At 50.5% G+C, this 23741-nt stretch carries 23 protein-coding genes; 11 read left to right on the forward strand and 12 right to left on the reverse strand.

Annotation, left to right across the window (positions count from 1 at the left end; genetic code table 11):
* Positions 1 to 56 precede the first annotated feature (56 nt).
* Genes T325_RS10095 through T325_RS10110 form a run of 4 tightly spaced genes read left to right on the forward strand, consistent with a single transcriptional unit; the run spans position 57 to position 3225 of the window.
* Positions 57 to 998, forward strand: coding sequence for an OadG family protein (locus tag T325_RS10095; RefSeq protein WP_081911142.1), 942 nt, complete (start codon positions 57 to 59; stop codon positions 996 to 998).
* A 17-nt stretch (positions 999 to 1015) separates the two neighbouring features.
* Positions 1016 to 1471, forward strand: a complete 456-nt coding sequence (locus T325_RS10100) for a biotin/lipoyl-containing protein (protein WP_036913181.1) — start codon at positions 1016 to 1018, stop codon at positions 1469 to 1471.
* A gap of 3 nt (positions 1472 to 1474) precedes the next feature.
* On the forward strand, positions 1475 to 2632 hold the full coding sequence (locus T325_RS10105) for a sodium ion-translocating decarboxylase subunit beta (protein WP_036913184.1): 1158 nt from the start codon (positions 1475 to 1477) through the stop codon (positions 2630 to 2632).
* A complete protein-coding gene (locus T325_RS10110; RefSeq protein WP_036913707.1) occupies positions 2632 to 3225 on the forward strand; it encodes a response regulator transcription factor in 594 nt (197 codons plus the stop codon). Before T325_RS10105 ends, T325_RS10110 begins: the two co-directional genes overlap by 1 nt.
* A 36-nt stretch (positions 3226 to 3261) precedes the next feature.
* Here T325_RS10110 and T325_RS10115 read toward each other — a convergent pair whose 3' ends face one another.
* Positions 3262 to 4224 (reverse strand): LuxR C-terminal-related transcriptional regulator, encoded by a 963-nt coding sequence (locus tag T325_RS10115; protein WP_177171997.1) that lies wholly within the window; start codon positions 4222 to 4224, stop codon positions 3262 to 3264.
* Between the two features lie 207 nt (positions 4225 to 4431).
* Between T325_RS10115 and T325_RS10120 the strand changes: the two genes are divergently transcribed.
* The 5 genes from T325_RS10120 to T325_RS10140 all read left to right on the forward strand — a co-directional run bounded on the left by T325_RS10120 (position 4432) and on the right by T325_RS10140 (position 10661).
* Positions 4432 to 5733, forward strand: a complete 1302-nt coding sequence (locus T325_RS10120; RefSeq protein WP_036913186.1) for a hypothetical protein — start codon at positions 4432 to 4434, stop codon at positions 5731 to 5733.
* A gap of 44 nt (positions 5734 to 5777) precedes the next feature.
* Positions 5778 to 7100 (forward strand): imelysin family protein, encoded by a 1323-nt coding sequence (locus tag T325_RS10125; RefSeq protein ID WP_036913189.1) that lies wholly within the window; start codon positions 5778 to 5780, stop codon positions 7098 to 7100.
* 85 nt (positions 7101 to 7185) lie between these two features.
* Positions 7186 to 8940, forward strand: a complete 1755-nt coding sequence (locus tag T325_RS10130; RefSeq protein WP_051949839.1) for a di-heme oxidoredictase family protein — start codon at positions 7186 to 7188, stop codon at positions 8938 to 8940.
* A complete protein-coding gene (locus tag T325_RS10135) occupies positions 8941 to 9522 on the forward strand; it encodes a hypothetical protein (RefSeq protein ID WP_036913191.1) in 582 nt (193 codons plus the stop codon).
* The gene (locus T325_RS10140; RefSeq protein ID WP_036913194.1) at positions 9519 to 10661 is read left to right on the forward strand and encodes a Rid family hydrolase; all 1143 of its coding nucleotides are present in this window, start codon (positions 9519 to 9521) and stop codon (positions 10659 to 10661) included. The genes T325_RS10135 and T325_RS10140 overlap by 4 nt, the downstream gene beginning before the upstream one ends.
* Before the next feature lie 103 nt (positions 10662 to 10764).
* Here the strand turns inward: T325_RS10140 and eno are convergent, their stop codons facing one another.
* Positions 10765 to 12072: a phosphopyruvate hydratase gene (eno, locus tag T325_RS10145; RefSeq protein ID WP_036913197.1), complete on the reverse strand. Its 1308-nt coding sequence runs from the start codon at positions 12070 to 12072 to the stop codon at positions 10765 to 10767.
* Positions 12073 to 12256: 184 nt separating this feature from the next.
* On the opposite strand from eno, the gene T325_RS10150 reads away from it, so the two are divergent.
* A complete protein-coding gene (locus tag T325_RS10150; protein WP_036913201.1) occupies positions 12257 to 12661 on the forward strand; it encodes an FMN-binding protein in 405 nt (134 codons plus the stop codon).
* A 45-nt stretch (positions 12662 to 12706) separates the two neighbouring features.
* On the opposite strand, the gene rny is transcribed toward T325_RS10150, so the two are convergent.
* The 4 genes from rny to T325_RS10170 form a co-directional block, all read right to left on the reverse strand.
* A complete protein-coding gene (gene rny, locus T325_RS10155; RefSeq protein WP_036913204.1) occupies positions 12707 to 14248 on the reverse strand; it encodes a ribonuclease Y in 1542 nt (513 codons plus the stop codon).
* Positions 14249 to 14263: 15 nt separating this feature from the next.
* Entirely contained in the window at positions 14264 to 14584 is a 321-nt protein-coding gene (locus T325_RS10160) for a cell division protein ZapA (protein ID WP_036913207.1), read from the reverse strand.
* Positions 14585 to 14600: 16 nt separating this feature from the next.
* Positions 14601 to 14897, reverse strand: coding sequence for a coiled-coil domain-containing protein (locus T325_RS10165; RefSeq protein WP_036913210.1), 297 nt, complete (start codon positions 14895 to 14897; stop codon positions 14601 to 14603).
* A 76-nt stretch (positions 14898 to 14973) separates the two neighbouring features.
* Entirely contained in the window at positions 14974 to 15588 is a 615-nt protein-coding gene (locus T325_RS10170) for a hypothetical protein (protein ID WP_036913213.1), read from the reverse strand.
* A gap of 167 nt (positions 15589 to 15755) precedes the next feature.
* Between T325_RS10170 and rfbA the strand changes: the two genes are divergently transcribed.
* Positions 15756 to 16628, forward strand: a complete 873-nt coding sequence (rfbA, locus tag T325_RS10175; RefSeq protein ID WP_036913216.1) for a glucose-1-phosphate thymidylyltransferase RfbA — start codon at positions 15756 to 15758, stop codon at positions 16626 to 16628.
* 87 nt (positions 16629 to 16715) lie between these two features.
* Here the strand turns inward: rfbA and T325_RS10180 are convergent, their stop codons facing one another.
* The 6 genes from T325_RS10180 to T325_RS10205 form a co-directional block, all read right to left on the reverse strand.
* A complete protein-coding gene (locus T325_RS10180) occupies positions 16716 to 17636 on the reverse strand; it encodes a sensor histidine kinase (RefSeq protein ID WP_081911143.1) in 921 nt (306 codons plus the stop codon).
* 84 nt (positions 17637 to 17720) lie between these two features.
* Entirely contained in the window at positions 17721 to 19451 is a 1731-nt protein-coding gene (locus T325_RS10185) for a fimbrillin family protein (RefSeq protein ID WP_081911144.1), read from the reverse strand.
* Positions 19452 to 19469: 18 nt separating this feature from the next.
* A complete protein-coding gene (locus T325_RS10190; RefSeq protein WP_081911145.1) occupies positions 19470 to 20480 on the reverse strand; it encodes a fimbrillin family protein in 1011 nt (336 codons plus the stop codon).
* Between the two features lie 27 nt (positions 20481 to 20507).
* On the reverse strand, positions 20508 to 21485 hold the full coding sequence (locus T325_RS10195) for a fimbrillin family protein (RefSeq protein ID WP_036913227.1): 978 nt from the start codon (positions 21483 to 21485) through the stop codon (positions 20508 to 20510).
* Positions 21486 to 21581: 96 nt separating this feature from the next.
* Positions 21582 to 22733, reverse strand: a complete 1152-nt coding sequence (locus T325_RS10200) for a fimbrillin family protein (protein ID WP_081911146.1) — start codon at positions 22731 to 22733, stop codon at positions 21582 to 21584.
* Positions 22726 to 23721, reverse strand: a complete 996-nt coding sequence (locus T325_RS10205; protein ID WP_036913233.1) for a hypothetical protein — start codon at positions 23719 to 23721, stop codon at positions 22726 to 22728. Before T325_RS10205 ends, T325_RS10200 begins: the two co-directional genes overlap by 8 nt.
* Positions 23722 to 23741 lie beyond the last annotated feature (20 nt).

Consider the following 23741-nt stretch of genomic DNA (forward strand, 5'->3'; position numbering starts at 1 on the left):
AATTAGGTATATAACTAGACATAAACATAAATATAATAATACACCTAAACAACAACATGAACAAGTACAGACTTCTGCTCTGCAGTATGATGTTGATAAGCGCCTCGGCGAGTATGGCTCAGGGAGCCAGGAATATTCGAATCAGCGAGGTGCTTACCAACAATACTGCCAGCATTCAGGATGAGTTCGGTGAACGTGAGGCGTGGATTGAGTTGGAAAACATCTCGTTTACTACCTACAATATCCGCGGCATGTATCTTACCACCGACCGGCATGTCCTTGACAAAGAGATGAGCGTCCCCGAACGTATCAAGCGCATGAGTGTAATCCCTAACGGTGACCCTCGTACGCAGATCGGCGGTAGACAGCATCTGGTATTCTTTGCAAACTCTACCCCTACCAAGGGTAAGTTGCACCTCTCACTTCCCGTTCCTATCTCGGAACCTGTATGGATTGGCTTCTACAATGGTAATGCTGTGGAACTGATCGACTCTGTTACGGTACCCGCACTGGCTGCCGACCAGAGCTATGCACGCCATGGTAACAACTGGAGCATCAAGAAAGCTGAAAACGTCACGCCCGGTATTGAGAACTTTATCAAGACCGACGAGACGAAAGACGCCAAACTGAAGCGCGAAGACCCCCACGGATTCGGCATCACTCTGCTGGCCATGGGTATCGTATTCTTCTGTCTGGCCGTTTTGTTCATCTTCTTCTGGTTCTTCGGATTGATTATGGCGCACCTTGACACTGCAAAGAAGGTTGTCAACACACAGCCTATTAAGACAGTGACCAAGACGGTAGAAGTAACTCACGACATCGCCCATGCAACAGGCAACCTCCTGCAAGACGGTCTTAAGACCAAGGGCATCGACAAGGAGCTTTACATAGCCGTCATCTCCATGGCACTCAAGCAGTATCAGGAAGACGTACACGACGTAGAAAGTGGTATCATCACCATCAAGGCAAGACAGTCTGGATGGAATATTATTAAATAACTTACAGATTAAGAGATATGAACAAGTATCAATATAAAGTACAAGGCGTCGATTACGACGTAGAAATAGAAGAAGTAGAGGGCAACGTAGCCAAGGTGAACGTAAACGGCATCCGTTTCGACGTAGAACTGAAGCAGCCCATCAATCCTACCAGTTCGCTGAAGAAGGTGCGTATAGAGGCACCCAAGCCCGTGGCTCGTCCCGCAGTGGTTCCTGCCGCTGCTGCCCCCGCCGCAGCTCCTGCTCCATCTGCAGCTGCCGGTTCTTCTGTAAAAGCACCACTGCCAGGCACCATCATCGATGTGAAGGTCAACGTAGGCGACAAGGTGAACGTTGGCGATACCGTACTCGTACTCGAAGCTATGAAGATGCAGAATAACATAGAGTCAGAATATGCAGGAACCGTTACCTCCATTGCCGTCAAGCAAGGCGAGAGCGTCATGGAAGGTTCAGTTCTTTTAACCATCGGATAAGCTATGGATTTAGGACAGTTTATCATACAGAACTTTCATGAGTTTCTGACTTACACGGCTTTTGCAAATGCCACAGTCGGAAACCTGATCATGATTGCGGTGGGGGCCTTCTTCATCTGGCTGGCCATCAAGAAAGACTTCGAGCCTCTGTTGCTCATTCCTATCGGACTTGGTATCATTCTCGGCAATATTCCTTTCCGAGCAGATGCCGGCCTGGAGATCGGACTCTATGAAGACAATTCCGTGCTGAACATTTTCTATCAAGGTGTACGCCAAGGCTGGTATCCACCTCTGATATTCCTGGGCATCGGAGCCATGACCGACTTCACGGCTCTATTGGCTAATCCAAAGCTCATGCTCATTGGCGCTTCAGCCCAGTTTGGTATTTTCGGAGCATACATGGTGGCCCTTGCCATGGGCTTTGAGCCTTCACAGGCTGCCGGTATCGCTATCATTGGTGGTGCCGATGGTCCTACAGCTATTTTCCTCAGTTCTAAACTCTCACCCAACCTGATGGGTGCCATTGCCGTATGTGCTTACTCTTATATGGCTCTTGTACCCGTGATTCAGCCATTCATCATGCGTCTGCTTACCACCAAGAACGAGCGCGTCATCAAGATGAAGCCTGGGCGTAACGTGTCACAGACTGAGCGTATTCTCTTCCCGATCATCGGACTGTTGCTGACCACGTTCATCGTGCCATCAGGTCTGCCTCTGCTGGGTATGCTCTTCTTCGGCAACCTGCTGAAAGAAAGTGGCAAGACCACCCGCCTGGCAAAGACCGCTGGAGCAGCCCTCAATGATATCGTAGTCATGCTGTTGGGTCTCACCGTAGGTTGCTCGACTCAGGCTTCTGAGTTCCTGACCTTCAACACCATCAAGATATTTGCACTTGGTGCTATGGCCTTCATGATTGCTACCGCATCAGGCGTATGCTTCGTCAAACTGATGAACCTCTTCTTGCCTGAGGGTAAGAAACTGAACCCGCTGATTGGTAATGCCGGTGTCAGTGCCGTACCTATGGCTGCACGTATCAGTAACAACCTCGGTCTGGAGTACGACCGCCACAACTTCCTGCTCATGCACGCCATGGGTCCGAATGTTGCAGGTGTCATCGGCTCTGCTGTTGCCGCAGGTGCTTTATTAGGATTCTTATCATGATGCAAGGAAGACCGAAGGTTGCTATCATCGATCCCAACACGCTCTCATCGCTGGGATTAAAACAGATGTTACAGACTGTCATGCCCATCATGACAGTCGACACCTACGGTTCTTTTCTTGAGCTAGAGGCCAACCACCCGGAGAAGTACTTCCACTTCTTTGTCGCTATGAGCATTGTTCTGGAGCATAAGGAGTTTTTCATGGCGCATCGTCGCAAGACCATCGTACTGACGCTCAGCCTCGACACCATGTCACAGCTCTCCGAGTTCCACTGTCTGTGTATCAATGTTCCCGAACAAGAACTGGTACGCTCACTGCTGATGCTCGAGCAGCATGCTCATGGGAAGGGTGAGAACCTGCCACCGATGCCAAAGGTGCTAAGTCAGAAGATTCTTACCGACCGTGAGATCGAAGTGATGAGTCTTATTGTTCAGGGCTATATCAACAAGGAGATAGCCGACAAGCTCAATATTGGTCTGGCAACAGTCATCACCCATCGTAAAAACATCATGGAGAAACTGGGCATGAAGAGTGTTTCGGCACTAACCATCTATGCCGTCATGCATGGCTATGTCGACATCAACGCCATATAAAACAAAAAATCCCCGCCGCAATGGTGGGGATTTCTTTTATAGTTTCACACTACTTATATCAACAAGTCCGTTTACGATGGCATAAATCGTCAAGCCTGCAGGAGAATGTATCTGGAGCTTGCGGGCTATGTTCCTTCTGTGCGTAATCACTGTGTTGATAGAGATACACAGGTGGTCGGCAATCTCCTTATTCGCCATCCCCTGTACCAATGCGACAATCACATCCTTCTCACGGTCAGAGAGGGCATCCTGATTCTGCGCAACGCCATTCTTGAACACCATGTCTGAGATATTCTTCGACACATCATTCTGCTTGGTCATCTGCTCCAGACGACGAATGGCAGGTACGAAAATATGATCCTCCACCTGTGCATGCTGACGCAGCCAGGCCTCGTTGTCATAGATATCATGCAGGGTTGCCGTAAGCTGGTTATTATGCAAGCCGTCCTGAGGCAGATACTTGATAATAAGCAGTTTCAACTCACGCAACTTCTTGTCGGCAGCACCATGATGCTTCGAGAATGTCTCTACATTATAATCATTGGCCGGCCGTCCTTCCAGCAATGTCTGCACATAAGGGAACAGTGTTTTCTGCTCGTACTGCATATGACGACGTATCTCATGGGCGTATTCGTCGTAGAATCGCAGTATCAGTCTGGCCAACGAGTCATCTTCGTTCAGCGACTCAGAAAGTTCTCGGCGTATAAAGGGCAACTGGAAGTCAAGGAAATAGGCGTGACTGGCTTCCAGATAATGCATCAGCGTAGGAACACTGATCTGCTCATCGGCATCAAACTCACCATAACCGTTGATGGTATAGTTGACCACAGCCAGGAAAGTATAGGTATCTACATTATTATCCTCACATGTCTCTTTCACGGTCTTATCACCGAAGCCAAGACTGATGCCGAAACTGCCAAGCGACTGCAGCAGGTCATAATTATCGCGGATCAAAGAGATCATCTTATCGTCCGCTTCATACATCTTTTGATTCTTCATCTTTTGTATGTACCTAATAATGATTACGGCTGCAAAATTATACATTATTTTTGGAATACGCAATAATCATTATTAGGTATTTTTATCCTCCTAACTCTTTTATATAGGTCTATTTAACCCATTTTCATAATTTTTAGGTATTGTGTAATCACTAGGAAAGGTCTACCTTTGCAGCCGATTTTAGTAATGGTTCTAGGTTTATACAAAATGAAGAATAAGACTATTTTTACAATGTGTGCCATGGTTGGTCTTTTTACCACCACGTTACAGGCACAAGAGGTGGCTGGCGACAGCGTGATGCAACATGCCACTGGCAAGAAGTTTTCTGTAGGAGGTTATGGCGAAATTGCTTACAGCCGTAATTATTTTAGCGACCACGTAAGCCGGTACAGTCAGCCGGAACAGCATAAGAACGACCCCAGCCACGGACGTTTCGATATTCCCCACATGGTAGTATATATGGGTTACGACTTCGGAAAGGGTTGGACCTTCGGTACTGAGATCGAGTTTGAGCATGGCGGTACCGGTATCGCTTATGAGAAAGAAGATGAGGAAGGTGGCGAATGGGAGCAGGAGACAGAGAAAGGCGGTGAGGTAGAACTTGAGCAGTTCTGGATCCAGAAGACCTTCTCGAATGCAGCCCATCTGAAATTCGGTCATATCGTTGTACCCGTAGGACTCACCAATGCCTATCATGAACCGCTGAACTTCTTCACGGTCTATCGCCCAGAAGGCGAGAACACCATCATGCCCTCTACATGGCATCAGACCGGTGTCAGTTTCTGGGGACGTGCCGGTAAGTTCCGCTATGAGGCACAGTTCCTTGCTGGATTGAATGCCGACAATTTCACCAATGTAGGATGGGTTCGTAAAGGCCATAAGTCACCTCTGGAGTTTGACGTTGCCAACAAATATGGTGTAGCGCTCCGTATCGACAACTATTCTGTTCCCGGTCTGCGCCTTGGTCTGAGCGGCTACTATGGCCAGAGCATCGGCAACAGCTATCCCCGCAACGCCAATGGTGTCGACGCCGAATACAAAGGAGATGTTCTGATTGGTGCTTTCGACTTCACCTACAAAGGACACAACTGGATTGTTCGCGGACAGGCAGACTATGGATATCTGGGCGATGCCGACCAGTTGAAGTACGTATACAATCGCCTCAACTCCAAGTCGCCTTACAAGCACTCCGCCTTTGTCAGCAAAAATGCCTATGCCATTGGCATCGAAGCAGGCTACGACATCTTCTCACAGATACAGCAGCTGCGTGATGACAATAAGAAACTTTTCGTTTTCGGACGTTATGAGCAATACAACCCCTATGCCAGTAACACAAAAGGCACCGCCTACGATTATACAGAAGTAAAACGCATGGCTGTCGGTGTGAACTACCATCCCGTACCTCAGATAGCCATCAAGGCAGAATACTCAAAACGTTTTCTGAAGAGCCTCTACAACAACGAGCCTTCCGTAAACATCGGTGTTGCATACGAGGGCTTTTTCTTGTAAAGCATAATCATAAAAGTAAAAAGTTAACATAATAATTATCAACAATGAAAAAGTATTTTATTCTTTCAGCTGCACTCCTGATGGGTGCTATGACTTTTACATCATGTAGCGATGATGACAAAAACGAGAACGAAGAGACCTCTTTCGATCTTGTTAAGACAACACCAATTGTAGACGAGGACAATTACGACCTGAATACAGTTGCTGCTAACTATTCTGTTAAGAGTTTTGGCGAGGCAGCCATCGACAATTGCGGTGACCTGGTCGACCAGCTGACTTCAGCTAATGCCGCTATTCAGCAGGCAAAGCTGTCTGAGGCTCAGGAGACTTATCTCCGCGAGGTGCTGAAGAATCTGGTTAGCAATGTCATCATCCCCACCTATACCCAGCTGGCCGATGAGACTGAGAAACTGGAAAAGACCCTCAACGGACTGACTGTAAGCACCATCACACAGGCACAGATCAACTCAGCTTGTGAGGACTTCAAGGAAGCACGTAAGTATTGGGAGCGTAGTGAAGCGTTCCTGATGGGTGCCGCTTCCGACTTCGACGTTGACCCGACTATCGACTCATGGCCTCTGAACCGCTCGCTGCTGCTGAGCTATTTCAATAACGGTATGAACGACGAGATGCTGGAGGATGCCACCATCCTTGGTTTCCACGCCTTGGAGTTCATCCTGTTCCGCGACGGTCAGCCACGTAAGGTTGCTGAGCTGCAGGCCAACGACACCTATAAGAATTTCGAGAATATTTCCGGTGCTAAGGAGCTGGCTTATGCCCAGACCATCTGTACGCTGCTGAAGCAGCGCACCTTCCAGTTGCAGGTTGCATGGGAAGGCGAGAAGAACAGCAGTCGTGTAGCTGTTGTCAAAGCCGCAGGTCTCGACTACACCACAGAGGCAGGCCTCTCTTATGGCGATAACCTCATCAACGCCGGTATTGACGGCAGCAAGAGCACCTTCCCCACCCTGAAGGCCGCCATCTCACAGATCCTTTCCGACGATGAGGGTAGCTGCGTAGGTATCGCCAACGAGGTTGGTACAGCCAAGATTGCCAATCCGTTTGCCTCAGGCGACATCTCTTATGTAGAGTCACCTTATAGCTACAACTCTATTGCCGACTTCCGCGACAACATCCGCTCTATCCGCAACATCTGGTTGGGTTCTACAGATAAGAAAGCCAACGATTACAGCTTCCACACATTCTTTGCCAGTGTAAAGAGCGAGGGTGTCAACACCGCCGTCGAGAATGGCTATGTAAAAGCCATCGAGGCCATCAGCAATATGCCATCAGCATTTGTAAAGTACTGCAGCACCATCTGGGGCATTGCTTTCGAAGATGATGAAGACTGGGAAGTAGAAGAGTAGGAATATCTCTATACGTTATACAACAGCGCCTCACCTGAAACATGGTGGGACGCTTTATCGCTTAAAATAAACAAAACAATTCTTTATGACAAACTTTAAAAGTATCTCAAAGTTCACGCTTATCAGTCTGTTAGCCTTTCAGGGCCTTACAAGTTGCTCTGACGACAATAGCAGTGAACTTGGTCCGCTGGTCCCCGAGGAACAAGCCTTCGGCAAGGCCAACGATGTCTTCAGCGCTGAAGAGTGGTTTCCCGGTGGAGAATTAGGAACTACCGAGAAAGCCAGTTACTCTGCCCCAACCCCTGCTGTCGTGAACATTGCAGGTATGGAGGACCATTTCAATACAGGTGAGGATTTCTTCGAGCATCTTTACACCTTCGACGTAGCACCCCGTAAAGGTCTGGGCCCGGCATGGGTTCGTAACAGCTGCATAGCCTGTCATCCAAGCTACGGCCATGGTAAGCGCCAGACGGAATACCGTGCCAACACCATCGGCAACGGCTATCTGCTGGTCATCTACCACCCCGACAACAACGCCTACATCTCTGAGGTAACAGGTATGCCGCAGACGGCAGCCATGGCTCCGTTTAAAGCGCCAATCGACGAGAACCAGATACAGATTGACTGGAAGACCGTGACTGCCATGGAGAGCGGACTGGCTATGACATTCCCCGATGGTGAGAAGTACGAGCTGATTTATCCGGAGGTTCGTATTCCTCAGTCGGCTTTCAACACCAATCCTAAGCCAACCAACTACGACGTACGTTTAGAGTCGACCATCGGTGTCTATGGTACGGGATTGCTCGACGCCATCGACGACGAGGAGATTGAGAAACAGTGGGCTGCCGAGGCTAAGCATGCCGAGTTGAATCCTGCCATGTGGGACAAAGAGGCCAACACCTTCAAGGCCAGTGCCTACTACAGTGCTCCTTACAACGACACAGGTGCTCATCACGGTTCTCATGGACCTCTGAAGCGTTTCACTTACGCCATGACCCGTGGTTCGTTGCAGGATGGTGCCGGTGCCAATGCCGTCTGGAACATCACCAACGTGACGCGTAGCGACCGCCACTGGCTCTACACCACCACAGCCTGGGCTAAGGCTCAGAGCGAGGATCCTGAGGTCATCAGTTATATCAAAGAGCACGGTTCCTCATTTGCCAGCATTCTGCATCCCTACTATGCCGACGGTACCGACGAAGGCATTGCCGCACGTGTCTATGAAGTGCTGAACACACCATCCATCGCCTACAAGGATACTTTCGAGAAATACCTGCTTAACGATGAGTACTATGGTGGTGAGGAAGAGATGAACGACAAGCAGTACTACCAGTTCATGGTATGGCACCGCGGTCTTGCCGTTCCTGCCGCCCGTAATCTGAACGACGATGCCGTAAAGCGTGGCAAGACCCTCTTCACCGAGATCGGTTGCGCTAACTGTCATCGCCCGTCATGGAAGACCGGTGCCGACAATCTGTGGATCGACGCCAGCATCAAGGCCTACGCCAAGAGCATCGGCAAGGATGCCAAGAGCATCATGCCCCGTTATGCCAACCAGACCATCTGGCCTTATACCGACTTGGTTCAGCACCGTCTGTTCATGATGAACGACATTCGTACCGGTTGGTGCCGCACCACGCCACTTTGGGGTCGTGGTCTCTCACGCCAGCTGACAGGTGCCGACGACCGTCTGCACGATTGCCGTGCCCGAACCGTTATCGAGGCTATCATGTGGCATGGCTATAGCAAGAAGTCCGACGCCTACCGTCCGACAGAGAAGTTCTATAATCTGCCCAAGGCCGACCGTGATGCCATTGTCAAATTCATAGAGTCCATCTAAATGCAGAATCGTAACAGACGCTATACAACACTCATACTGACCCTGCTGTTTATGGCAGGGTCAGTATTTGCTATGCCTGCACCGCTCATCATGCCGAAAGCTCAGGCAGCACACTTCTGCAGGTTACTCATCAACGACGGAGAGAGCATCGCCCCGCTCAGTTCACATGCCCATCGGCTCATGGCGGCCAACGACAGTCTGACCTCTGAGCAGATATTCGCATCCTACATCTTCAGACAGTCTAACTGGATCACACTGCGCGTTTTCCCCCATACCGAGACCGACGGCACTGTTGCCTGGTATTCAGCATCCGACCTCCTTCCCGCTTCGGTCAGCACTGAACACCAGAAGTATATCCGCGAGGTCTTCCCCCACCTCCAGGCAGAGATAGAGGCAGGACATTGGACCACCGTCGATGCCTATATCGACAAGATGATTGAATACCAATGCAAGTTCGCTAACAACGATCAGGCAGTCTCTACACCGTCTTACCTGATCTATGTTGTTGCACTTTTCTTTGCGGTTTTGCTTATTTCTCGAATAATATTCGTAAATTTGCACCCTAAAAGAACAAAACAATGAAACCAAAACTCATAAACCTGGATTTTAAGGACACACGCGCCGAAGTCTTTTGCTTCGATTGCGGCACCGATGTCTGCGAATATCATGCGATGCTTCATGTCAGCGACCAGCGTTTGCCGTATGCCAAGCAGCTGGAAGCCATTATGAACGCATACCAGACACTACTCGACAAGCTGCCAGGCACTCAGGCCGTATTTAAGCGCTACTTCCTGAGCGACGCAGCCAATCAGGCCGACGATGTCATTGTGGCCGATGTCACCGACTGTGCGAAGAGTATCATACAGCAGGCCCCGCTCAACGGCACGAAGATTGCCCTGTGGGTCTATCTCATGACCAACGTTCAGACGGGCATGACCAACAGCGGTCTCTATGAGGTCAGTCATGGCGAGTTCCGCCATCTCTATAATGCCTCAGCCCATAACCTTGCAGCCAACTCAGAATACCAGATGCGCCTGCTCTTCAACGAGTATATCATGCAACTGGCAGAGGAGGGCTGCAAACTCTCCGAGAACTGCATTCGCACATGGCTCTTCGTCAACGATATCGACTTAAACTACGGCGGTGTGGTTCGTGCCCGTAACCAGGTATTCTTCACCCAAGGCCTTACTGTCCACACCCACTTCATTGCCTCTACAGGCATCGGTGGCCGCCAGCAGGATCCCAATGTGCTCTCTCAGATGGACAACTATGCCATCGCCGGCATCCGCCAGGAGCAGATTCACTATCTGTATGCCCCCACCCATCTCAATCGTACCAGCGACTATGGTGTAAGTTTCGAGCGTGGTACCTATGTCGACTATGCCGACCGACGCCATGTCTTTATCTCGGGAACAGCCTCTATCAACAACAAGGGAGAGATTATGTTCCCTAAGGACATTGAGAAACAAACCCTTCGCATGTGGGAGAATGTCGAGGCTTTGCTGAAGGAGGCCGAATGCACCTACGACGACGTGGCAGAGATGATTGTCTATCTGCGCGACGTGGCCGACTACAATCTGGTTCGCTCTCTCTTCGAGGAGCGTTTCCCCGGTAAGCCCTGCGTCATTGTCCACGCTCCCGTCTGTCGCCCGGGCTGGCTGATAGAGATGGAGTGCATGGCCATTAAAGCAGTAAACCTACCGGCCCTGCCTCAGTTCTGATTTTCCTTATTACCCAAACAATAAATGCGGACAGGCTTCACAGTCTATCCGCATTCTTATTATCAATGATTTATACAAAAAAAGTTGTTTATTTAACTCTATATTACTTCAGTCGCTGATAACCATAAGCAGCCTGCTCGCCAAGTTCCTCTTCGATACGGATAAGCTGGTTGTACTTAGCCATACGATCAGTGCGGCTCAGCGAACCTGTCTTAATCTGACCGCTGTTGGTAGCCACGGCGATATCGGCAATCGTGGTATCCTCAGTCTCACCAGAACGGTGTGAGGTCACAGTGGTGTAACCATGACGGTGAGCCATCTCGATAGCCTCAAGGGTCTCAGTGAGCGAACCAATCTGATTTACCTTAATCAGGATTGAGTTGGCAGCTCCCATCTTGATGCCCTTCTCCAGGAACTTGGTGTTGGTCACAAACAAGTCGTCGCCCACCAACTGACAACGGTCACCGATCTTCTCTGTCAGCTTCACCCAGTTGTCCCAGTCGTTCTCATCAAGACCATCCTCGATACTGTCGATAGGATACTTGGTAATCAACTGCTCCAGATAGGCAATCTGCTCATCGGCAGAAAGTTTCTTACCGTTAGGATCTTTCTTGGCACCGTTCTTCAGCTGACGATAGTCATAGAACCACTTACCGTCCTCACAGGTAGCAAACTCAGAGGCGGCACAGTCCATGGCGATCTTCACATCCTTACCAGGCTCGTAACCAGCCTTCTTGATAGCCTCGACAATCGTGTCGAGCGCATCCTCGATACCATCGAAGTCAGGCGCATAGCCACCCTCGTCACCTACGGCTGTTGAAAGACCACGAGCCTTCAGCAACTTAGCCAGGTTGTGGAACACCTCAGCACCCATACGGATAGCCTCTTTCTCGTTGCTGGCACCTACCGGACGGATCATGAATTCCTGGAAGGCAATAGGAGCGGCAGAGTGAGCACCACCATTCACGATGTTCATCATAGGAACAGGCAGCGTATAGGCGTTGGCACCACCGATATACCTATAAAGGGGGATGTTCAGAGCCTTAGCGGCAGCCTGAGCACAAGCCAGCGACACACCGAGGATGGCATTGGCACCGAGTTTCGACTTCGTTGGTGTACCGTCGAGTGCCAGCATCTTATAGTCGATGGCACGCTGCTCCAGCACACAGTCGCCCTTCAATGCAGGTGCAATTACCTTATTTACATTCTCAACGGCCTTCAGCACACCTTTACCGAGATAGCGTCCCTTGTCGCCATCACGAAGTTCCAGAGCCTCGTTCTCGCCTGTAGAAGCACCTGATGGAACGGCTGCGCGTCCCATGACACCATTCTCAAGCGTTACTTCAACTTCTACTGTAGGATTACCTCTTGAATCGAGGATTTCTCTTGCATGAATCTTTTCAATCTTCATAATTACTCTTTTATTCTAATAACAAAACCATTATTTCCGTGTGCAAAATTACAAATAAATAATCACTCGGACAATACTTAGAAATTATGATTTTCTCTGTCCAGAGCAACAAATTGCGTATCGGCTCTTGCACAAGAAATAAATAATCCGTAACTTTGCACCCCGAAATATTTAATAAGAAGACATGAGAAAGATTAGTTTTAGGATTATCGGCGGCTGCGCACTGATGGCAGCCGTATTCGCAGTACAGAGTTTCATGGTTGGCGACAACACCATCACAAAAGAGAATGATGTCTATGTCATCAATACCACTACGATCGGCAAGAACATCGAGGGCTATAACGGTCCCACCCCAATGAAGGTCTATATTAAAAAGAATAAGGTAGAGAAGGTTGAGTTCCTCAAGTCGCAGGAATCTCCCAAATACTATGCAAAGGTCAAGAAGGCATTGGCCGAGAAATGGAACGGCCTGAAGGTGAAGGATGCCAAGACCCGACAGGTCGATGCCGTTACAGGCGCCACCTACTCGTCCAAGTCCGTCATCCAGAACGTCCAGCTGGCACTCGATTACTACCAGAAGAACAAATAAAAAAGGCTCGCAGTTGCGAGCCCTTTTTTATTGTAAGCAATCTGTTTATTTTGCGTAAGCAACAGAACGTGTCTCTCGGATGACGGTAATCTTCACCTGTCCGGGATAGGTCATCTCGTTCTGGATCTTCGTGGCGATATCACTGCTCAGAGCCTCGCTCTCGGCATCGTTCATCTTGTCGGCACCGACAATCACACGGAGCTCACGACCAGCCTGGATGGCGTAGGTCTTGGTAACACCGGGATAGCTCATGGCGATAGCCTCAAGATCGTTCAGACGCTTGATGTAAGCCTCAACAATCTCACGACGGGCACCAGGACGGGCACCAGAGATAGCGTCGCACACCTGAACGATCGGAGCCAGCAGCGTCTGCATCTCCATCTCGTCGTGGTGGGCACCGATAGCATTGCAGATATCGGGCTTCTCCTTATACATCTCTGCAATCTTGGCACCATAGAGTGCGTGTGGCATCTCGCTCTCCTCATCGGGCACCTTACCTATATCGTGCAACAAGCCTGCGCGCTTAGCCTTCTTCGGGTTCAGTCCCAGCTCAGCAGCCATCACAGCACAGAGGTTAGCTGTCTCACGGGCATGCTGTAACAGGTTCTGACCGTATGAAGAACGGTATTTCATCTTACCGATGATACGGATCAGCTCAGGATGCAGACCATGGATACCCAGGTCGATGGCCGTACGCTTACCAGTTTCGATAATCTCGTTGTCGAGCTGCTTCTTCACCTTGGCAACCACCTCCTCGATACGGGCAGGATGGATACGACCGTCGCTCACCAGCTGATGCAGGGCCAGGCGACAAGTCTCACGACGCACAGGATCGAAACCGCTGATAACGATAGCCTCAGGCGTATCGTCGACCACGATCTCGACACCGCAGGCAGCCTCCAGTGCACGGATGTTACGTCCCTCACGACCGATCACACGACCCTTCACGTCGTCATTGTCGATATGGAACACGCTCACCGAGTTCTCAACAGCCGTCTCAGTAGCCACGCGCTGAATGGTCTGAATCACAATCTTCTTGGCCTGCTGGTTAGCGTTGAGCTTAGCCTCGTCCATAATCTCGTTGATATAGCTGGCAGCAGCAGTCTTAGCCTCGTCCTTCATCGACTCCACCAGTCGGTTCTTGGCTTCCTCGGCGCTCAAGCCGGAAACTTCCTCCAGCTTCTCGCGCTCCTTCAGCTGCATCTTCTCCAGTTCTTCAGCCTTCACGCTCAGCAACTTCTTCTCGTTGTCGATGCGGTTCTGCTGGTTGTCGAGTTCGTTCTTCTTTCGTCCCAACTCCTCCTGACGCTGGTTCAGCGAGATCTCGCGCTGCTTCAGGCGGTTCTCGTTCTGCTGGATATGCTGGTTGCGCTGCTGCACCTCCTTCTCCAGCTCGCTCTTCTTGTTCAGGAACTTCTCCTTCACTTCGAGCAGTTTTTTCTCTTTGATCACCTCAGCCTCCTTCGTAGCAGAGTCGATCATTTCCTTGTATTTCCCTTTCAATACATAACGGAAAACAAGATATCCGCCAACGCCTCCTAATACGAGAGCACCGGCAGCAATCAGTAATACAAAAATTAAATCCATATATAATCTATGTTGTTAAATTGATACTCTCTCCGAATCATCCAGTGCTTCCTCAATCTCAGAAGTCAACTTAGAGAGAATATCCTTGAAGGGAGCCGTGTCGTTCTTGCCACGCTCCCGCTCATACATCAAGGCCACATCAATCAGCGTCATAAGCGCGATGGTGTGCTCGCCTTTCCTGCCCTTATAAGCCTGTGCATAGGCATTATAACGGTCAGTGATGAGCTTGGCTGCCCTACGGTAATACTCCTCGTCGGAGCGATTGACCGTCACCTCGACTTCCTCGTCGTAGACGTGCAGCCTGATATGTAGTTTCTCGTCATTCACTTCTGGCATTGTATAGCACCTTTATTTATTCTTCGTCGCTGAGAATGGCGATGCATTTATTCACGTCGCGTATCATCTTGGACAGCCGCCCCTTGGCGCTCTCCAGATCACCGTCGGTGATTTCAATCATCTTGGCCATCTTCAGCGATTGATAGTCGTTTTCCGCCTGAGTCAGCTTGGCCTGCAGGTCTTTAATGTCCTGGCCGTTTTTCTCAATCTGCGCACGCAGGCTCTCCGTCTCCTTTTTCATATCCTGAAATCGGAGAATCATCTGCCGCACACGCGTTTCGAAAGTCGCTAATGCCTTCTCGTTTGGATTCATCACATAACTATTTGGTGTACAAAGTTAAAGCAAAATAATCAGAATGTCTGCTTCAAAGCTGACATTTTAATATTTTTTAATCTTCGTTCCTTTTAGGTTCCTTCTTGGCGAGCATCACGACCTTGTATACAAAGTCGGTCACCCATTTCTGCGAGAAGCCCAGTCGGCGATTATATTCACGTACAGCCACAACAGTCTTCATCACCGATGCGTCGCTGAAGTCGTTCTTATTGAAGATGTCACCCACTGTTTTCTCGGTCATGCCATAGAGGGCTTTCTTCATGAAGCCCGGCAGACGTAGCTTGAACTTCATCAGATTACCTGTGAGCATCATGATGTCCTGTGTGAAGCCCTGAAACTGGAGCATATAGGTCTGAGCGTCCTGCACCTTCTTACAACGCTTGCGCAGGCTCTGGTCTATCTCCTTGAAGAAATCGTCCTCCATACCATACATCTCTTTCAGCATTTTCTTACAGCGACTACGTTCGCCCACGCCTAGCTTATTATTAACCGTTGGCACCTTGAGGGTTGCCTTGAACACGCGCAGATCGGGCAGTGCAGCCAGGTTGGTGATACCGAGGTCCGATGCCATCGCAGCCTGGAAGTATACGCGGATCAGCGTCATGAAGTCCTCCATGCCGCCTACTTTCTGCTCATCGTTCTTACCGAAAATATGATTCCAAAAACCCATGTTTTATACTTTTTATACAATTTTGGCTGCAAAGTTACGAAAAATAATTGTAACTTTGCAGCGAATATTAAAATAATTATGAATTATCGTGCAAGCCGAATGCCATAAAAACTCGTTTTTAATGGCTGAGGCGCCGCCGATGATGCATATTTGAACAAAGTGAAAATATGAAAGGTATCGTATTAGCCGGTGGTTCTGGCACACGCCTCTACCCTATCACAAAAGGTATCAGCAAGCAGCTGATTCCCATTTTCGACAAACCGATGATTTATTACCCTATCTCAACCCTGATGCTGGCAGGCATCCGCGAGATACTCATCATATCAACACCTTACGATCTGCCAGGTTTCAAGCGTCTGTTGGGCGACGGGTCAGACATAGGTGTACGTTTTGAATATGCCGAGCAGCCATCTCCCGACGGGCTGGCACAGGCCTTCATCATCGGCGAGAAGTTCATAGGCGACGACTGTGCCTGTCTTGTACTTGGCGACAACATCTTCTATGGCAGCGGTTTCACAGGTATGTTGAAGCAGGCAGTAGCCAATGCCGAGCAGAACAACCGCGCCACGGTGTTCGGCTACTACGTCAACGACCCCGAGCGCTATGGTGTGGCAGAGTTCGACGCCGACGGCAACTGTCTCAGTATTGAGGAGAAGCCCGCGCACCCCAAGTCGAACTATGCGGTGGTAGGCCTTTACTTCTACCCCAACAGCGTGGTCGAGATAGCCAAGAACATCAAGCCATCAGCCCGTGGCGAGTTGGAGATCACCACCGTCAACCAGCAGTATCTCGCCAAGAAAGAGCTGTTGGTCCAGACACTTCAGCGCGGCTTCGCCTGGCTCGACACAGGCACCCACGACTCGCTCTCTGAGGCATCCACCTTCATCGAGGTGATTGAGAAGCGCCAGGGACTCAAGGTGGCCTGTCTTGAAGAGATAGCCTACAAGCGAGGCTGGATCAGCAAGGAGCAAGTACGCAGGCTCGCAGAGCCCATGATCAAGAACGACTACGGCCGATACCTCATAAACATCACGAAATAGGTAAAGAAAAGAATCCCCGGTGTCATCACGACAGCGGGGATTCAGCTCTAATAAAGTATTAAATTATACACCAAAGATGTAAAGCATTCATGCTTTTATGGTAAAGACTATCGACGTGCCTTTCTTCCTATGCGGATCCTGATAGATGGTGCCGCCCAGCAGACGTACCAGCGCACGACAAAGGCGCAGACGCACCACGACTATCTTGATAGACACATCAGTGTTCCGTATCCGTTCGAAGGCACTCTCTTTTGCTTCCTCAGGAATACCAAGTCCTGTATCACTGACGGCAAACGACAATTCGTTCTGCTGATGGCATCGTTTCACCACGAGCACGATCTCGCCCTCGTGGGTAAACTGCATCGAGCATTTCAGCAGATTGACCAGCACCTTCTGCAGACACTTCATGTTTGTCGTAACGGTCTCATCGTCGTCCAGACAAGTCTCCAGGCGCATATCCACGTTACCGTCCCGGTAGGTCAGGCAACTATCGAACACATCCTGACAGAAGCTGTTCACAGGTATCTGGTCGTTCCGTTCTATCTCGGTCATGTCCTCATAGTCCATCAGTTCCAGTGTGCCGTTCACCATCTCGGCCATCTGATCCGTCCGTTTCTTCAGTTCGTTGCGCACCATGTTCCACTCCCCTTGGCCAGGCTGCAAGTCCGTCGAGGTGATCAGTTTCGTGTAGCTGGCCATACACTCCTGTAACGTCTGCACTTCGAGGAGCACTTTGTGATAGAAATCCAGTTTGCTATTCATCACATGAGCCTGTCTGTCCATGGCCACCCGATCCCTCATGCGGTCCATATGTACGGCTTCCATCTGCTGTCCTAACTGGTTCTGCAGGTTCACTTCACTGTCAGACTTAAGCTGCTCGTATTGGGCATTGGCAAGCATACTGTTCTTCTTCACCACCTTACGCCAGTAGAGCGCTGTCAAGCCAATCGCCAAGGCCATCAGCACCAAGGGGATCAGCGTATGTAAAAAGACATGCATTGTTGTCATAATTATAATCTTTTTATATGTAGTACATTTATCGTGCGAGGCAAAGCCTCAGAGAGCGCATCACGGGGACAAAGCCCGTTTTATTTAAAATGCAAGAACTGGTCGTACCCGATAACTGAAAGTGCAAATCTGATAATAAAGAAGGAGATCATCACTATCGGCAAAGTTTAGAGCATATACAGCTCCTCCAGATGTAATAACTGTAGACGACCAATATGTCTTACCTGAATGACTTTGATCCCATGCAGAAAATAGACTACTCTGATTATTAAACTTTGTATTAAAATAATTATTCATAGCTGATCCACAATTATGTGCTATATTATCCCAATAACAATCATTTGCTTCAGGACGGAACACAGTTGGAACAGTTTTCCAATTTCCGAAATACCATAACCACAAGTACTGCTGACCTATACTTGGTAGATACCAGCCACTAGTATTTGCAGGAGCAACAGAACCATTTGCTGAGGATGCATAGTTTACCGCCTTATAGGCAGCAGGATAAGTATTCGTAATATCCGAAAGATTTGTATTAGCGTATGATTTACCAGAAGCTTTGGCAGCTATCTTCAGCGTGTTAGTAAGACCATTCAGGTCAATACTAGCAGGGCTTGATAGGACACTATTCTCTGCATTATTACCAAACTGGCCAGCCTTCGATATATGATACTCATCCATTATTCCATTTACATTACTAGTATTGTTAGCCCACTTCGTATCATTTGATTCTGCATAATCCTTCAATGCCAGAACATAACCATGTGTGTAACCACGGGCGATATCATCAGAAGTAGGTGTAATACAAAATACAAGTCCAATAACAGTCTTATCGATAATACGATCGGTACTCCATGTTCCATCTGCATAGAAATAATCACCCACAACAGGAGGTTGCATTACGCTCACTTCTGCGCTGCTTGTGGTGGTGGAGGACCAGGGGGAGACGGTGCAGGTGACGACGAGCTGCTCCTCGTGGAGGTCGACGTTGAAGATGTACTGCAGGCCGCTCTGGAACGTGATGGCGTTAGGCAGCTTGTAGGTCAGCGGCGCGCTGCTGTGTAAGGCAGAGGTCACCTCGATGAGGGTGGCATCGGCCGCCTTGCTCTGTGGCGGAATGAGCGCCACGCAGTTTATGTTCGCCGTCTGTCCCGAATGACTGTACATGGTGATGTCGGTGGCGCTGCCACTTGCTGTGCCGAGTGTTCCGTCAGAGGCGTTAAACGGCACTGTGGGCAGTATGCCCTTCAGCTTTATCGTCTTAATGCTCGACACACGCGTGGTGGTGGTTACTTTTATCTTCGCCATCTTATGGGCAAAGGTCAGCGCACCCGTCGATGCGGGGAAAACCTTCGTGATATTAGCCGAGGCGAACATCAGATCGCTGGCACGATAGGCATCGTCGCCGCTCTGGTTGGCCTCAACCGTAAACGAGGTGGTAGCCTCAGTGACCGACGAGGGGTAATAGGCCCTGACGCCGGTGCTGGTCTCAGAGAGTTTGAAGTAAGGCTGACTGGCAGGCGTGGTGCCACCTGCCCCGTCGGCCGTAAAGGTGCTGCTCCGCGGCACCACGTCGGCACTGGTGAAGTAGGCATAGAACGTCTGTCCACTGGCCAGCTGGGCCGACTGGATGTCGGTGGTGGCGGTACGGGTAGAAACAGCCTTGGGGCTTACCGTGAGGTTGATAGGCACCATCCCCTCCCCCGTTGCCGACTTGTCCATGCTGTCTTCTATGCAACTGACGGGCAGTAGCATGACGACACTCATCATGAGCAAGCGCGATAGCGTGCAGAGAATTGTATGGAGCTGTTTCATACCGTTCTTCGTGTTTACTTAATTAAGCGCTTCAGTACCGTCGTTCACCAGTGTCTCCGTACCGCCATTGTCCCAGTTGGTGATGGCAGTCGTGATGCCGATAGACGATGCACTGATCGTGATGTTAAATGTGTAGGAGCTACCGCTGGCGAACGTCTTATTATCGAGACTGTATGTAGCCGTACCCATATTGGTGACCACCTGTAGGAATGCTCCCGTAATGGTCTCGGGCACTACCAGGGCTGCACGTTCTGCCGTGGCCGACGTACCGCCTGTATAGACGGATATATAGTCGCTTGTCGTATTAGCATCGGTGAGCGTGGTGCCGAGGGTACAAGTCTGTGGCGTGGCGATGTCGATGGTGCGGTGACCACCCACGATACGTATGTCGGTGATGGTGCTCACACCCTTGCTGGTATTGGCCGTAGCCGATACGATGATCTTCGCCATGCGGTGGTAGAAGGTAAGCGTGCCGGAGCCTTGGGCATCCCCCGGGTTGCGGGTGGCCTCGCCGTAGGCATACATCAGGTCGCTGGCCTTGTAGTTGGCATCAGCGGTCTGATCGGCTGCCACAGAGAACGACGACGTGGTGTTTGTAACCGCCGAGGGGTAATAGGCATGCACAGGAACGTTTGTGACGGCCGCCGGGAAATACAGCTGCTGCGCAGTCGCGGGGGTCGTGGAACCATCGGTGGAGAACGTGACATGGTCGCCATCCGTGGTTCCTATGCGTACGCCATTAGGGAAGTAGGCGTAGAAATGCTCGCCCGAATCGAACTGCGTAGACTGTATCGCTGTGCTGGCACGGGTAAACCCTGCCTCAGGGTTCTCCTGCACAAACCCAAGCATGTCGCCCTGCATGACCACAGACGTAGCCAGCCAGATTCGTGCCAAGGCAGGTCTTGGCTGCGGACCTTCCTCGACACCACCGTCATTCGACGGTGTTGTCGGCAGGTCGTCGTTGATGCAGCCAGTAGCCAGCAATAGCAGCCCCACTAACGCGGAGTATAGAAACTTTGTCTTACGCATAGCCGTAATGTTGTTTACACCGTCGGATTAGAGATTGATTATTCCGGGCGTCGTACTTCCAGCGGTCCAGTCATTAATTGTCACTGACTCGAGTGACAGTCCTGCCAGATTAAGCGTGAAATTGTAGGTATACTTGCTACCGGCTGCAAATGTCTGGTCTGCAGGAAGGTTATAAGTATAGTCGGTGCCGTTGTAGGTGATGGTGAAGAGCTTAGTTCCATTCGCCACCATCTGCGGAACGATGATACCTATATTGCTCAGATAGGCGCTACTAGAATCGAGCGTACCAAGTATGGCGATATCGCCGACCGAACCATTCGCCGTGGCAGTAACCACTCCTGTTGGGACACTACTACCATCGACGCCGAAAGTAAGATCAGCCGTAGGAATGGTGTTGTTGATAGTCACGGCAGTCACGTTGGTAGAGATATCCGATGCTGTAATACCGTTACCTGGCTGAAGCGTCACGATGATCTGCGACATGGCGTGGTTGAATGTCAGCCCGTGGGTAGTGCCTTTTGCCTTATTGGTGAGCTTCGTGGCATACATCAGGTCGCTGCTGCGATAGTTGGCCACATTGGTCGTGGTCTGGTCGGCATTCACCGTGAACGTCGCTGTAGGCGTAGGTGTAGTCACGACTGTTGAGGGATAATAGGCACAGATGTCGATGTTCTGCGTAGGATGGTAGTACATCGTACCGCTAAGCTGGATACTTCCTGCCGTGGTTCCTGCAGTACTTGTGGTAGTGTAGGTGGCAGTAGTGTAGGTGGTTGTACCACCTGTAGGATAAGCCTCAACCTCGATGCCAAGGCCGTCGATGAACTGGGTGTTCTGCAGAGCGTCTATTTCAGAAGCACGGGTAGCAGCCCTGTTGGTGAGGTCACTACCGAGACCTTCTACTGAGAGGTGAACAAGCATAGGGTCATACTCATCGTTGATGCACGAAGATACAGAGATAGTTGCCGTAGCCAAGGCGGCTATCAGATAAAAATACTGCTTTTTCATAATTGTAATGTTTTATAGATTGTTACTTAATATTACCTAATCACTTATTATTATTTGTTTTTAATTGGTTCTTTTTCCTTCAATTTGTGTTATTTGTCAGAATTCCAAATCAATGTTGTCGTTAGTTCCTGTAGTCCAGTCGATGATGCTGACGGAAACCTCGATAGGCAGCAAGGTGTCACTGATCACCAGATCGCCGCCCTGTCTACCCGGGCCTCCAGGCGTGGTGTCGACATCTGCATCGCTGGGGTCTTGAGGGTTCACTGGGTTCGGGTCAATCTTACCTGCACCACCGCCGTTGGTAAAGAACGCCACGTTATAGATGTACTTATGTCCCGACTGCCAGACCTGATCGACAGGCAGGGCGGCAAAGCCATACTTGGTGGGGTCGGTGGGATAGATGCAGTTGCTCAGCTCGTCCTTGATACGACAGAGCACAGAGAGATAGGCGCCGTCGGCCGCAGAGCCACCCGTCCACGCCAGAAGCTCCTGGGGGATGAGCAGGAAATTATGATCGCCGAACATGATGCTCTGCTGTGTGGACGTCAGCGTGATGGGCGTAGTGCCCTTGATGATATAGTCCTCAGGTCCTGAGGCTGTACTCCACACAGGATCGGCATTCGCATCCGTCTGGAACGTCATGTCGGCCGTAGAGGGTATGCGGCTGATCTTCACACCCAGCACCTCGACGGTGTACTTGGTCGGATCGCCGTTCTTAGCCACCACCTCGATCTGCGACAGCGCATGGCGGAAGCCCAGCACAGCTGCTCCTTTGGCACTGTTCTGGTTGGCACGCACATAAGCCGTCACGATATCGGCCTGATTGATGGCGTTCGACGCAGGCTGATAGCCCGTGAGCTTCTGCTGGGAGTTATCCACAGTCACCTGCTCTTTCAGACTCGCCGGGGCATAGCCGAAGAACCGCAGAGGATAAGGAGGCCAGTACTTCGTAGAGGCCGTCTCCCAATCGCCACCCGACTGCTTCGTCACCTTCAGGTTCTGGAAGTAAGGGGTAGCATCGCCCAAGGACGTCACCAGAAACTCGGTGAACGTGGCACCAGTGTAAGAGGCACGCGTAGATGGTTCACACACGTCGGTACTGAAGCGTATCTCCTTAGGGGCAGCGGTGTCGCCATCACTACCGTCAAAGATACATCCCGACATTAATAAGGGGATGGCTGCAAGCAGCCACGAAAAGCGTTTAGTCTTAGTTTTTACTCTTTTCTTTTTCTCAACTCTTTTAATCATTATTATTCCAATTATAGGTCTCAGCTTTCAGTGCGCGCAGGGCCGTAGTGGCCTCCTGTACACCCTGGGCTTCCGCCAGACGGAGATGTACCTCGGCACGGGTGGCATCACCCTTGAGGAGGAACATAACGCCCAGGTGAAGATCGGCACGACTGTCCTGCCGCCATGGATGGAGGTAGGCAGCCGCACGTTCTACATCTCCCCTGAGAAGCGCCACACCGGCCGCATTGATGGCGGCCTCGGCATTGTCAGGGAACAATCGGGCGGCAAGGTCTATGATATCGGAATATTCAGTTGATCCTGGTTTGTGGTTGGCAGCGGTAGCATAGAGCCCCTGAAGCGACACCTGCGAACCGTCGGCAGCGACGGGGCGCGAGGCTATCAGTACATCGTAGTCGATGCGCTGCACCTGCGGGAACACTTCCTGCTGCAACTGACGGTAGGTCTCGCCTCCGGCCAGCATCTTGAGCTGCTGCTCGCGGCCCTTCTGCACGTCTATATGCTCCATGATGTCGAGAGCGGCGGCCTGCAGGGGCAGGTTCTGCAGCTGGCGGGTCAGACGGATGATGCCCTCCCAGTCTTCGGGGATCCAGGCCACCGTCACTTTTCCTGCTGCAAGTCGGTTGGTGAGTACACTCTTCAGCTCTTGCATCTTCAGACTACCACGCATCTCACTGCGACGGGCATTGCCAGAAGGCGCACCATAGCAGATGAGCTCTACGCTCGAAAGCATCTTATCGGGAGACAGCGTACCAATATGCTGACGAATCTCGTCGGCCAGGGCCTCGCCCAAGCGCTGCTTACTGAGATTGCCAAGCTTACGGCTGTCGGCCAGAGGCAATGAACCGCTAACGGTCTGAGAACTGGCCTGTGCCGATGGCGGCACGATACGAATCCACGATGCATCGGCACGGTCGAAACGACTAGCCGACTGAGCTGCTGCTCCCAGCGATACTAATAGTCCAAAGAGAAGAAAGAATCTTTTCATCTTAAGTTTTTATTTATTCG

It is taken from the genome of Prevotella sp. FD3004 (genome assembly GCF_000746155.1).
Taxonomy (GTDB): Bacteria; Bacteroidota; Bacteroidia; order Bacteroidales; family Bacteroidaceae; genus Prevotella.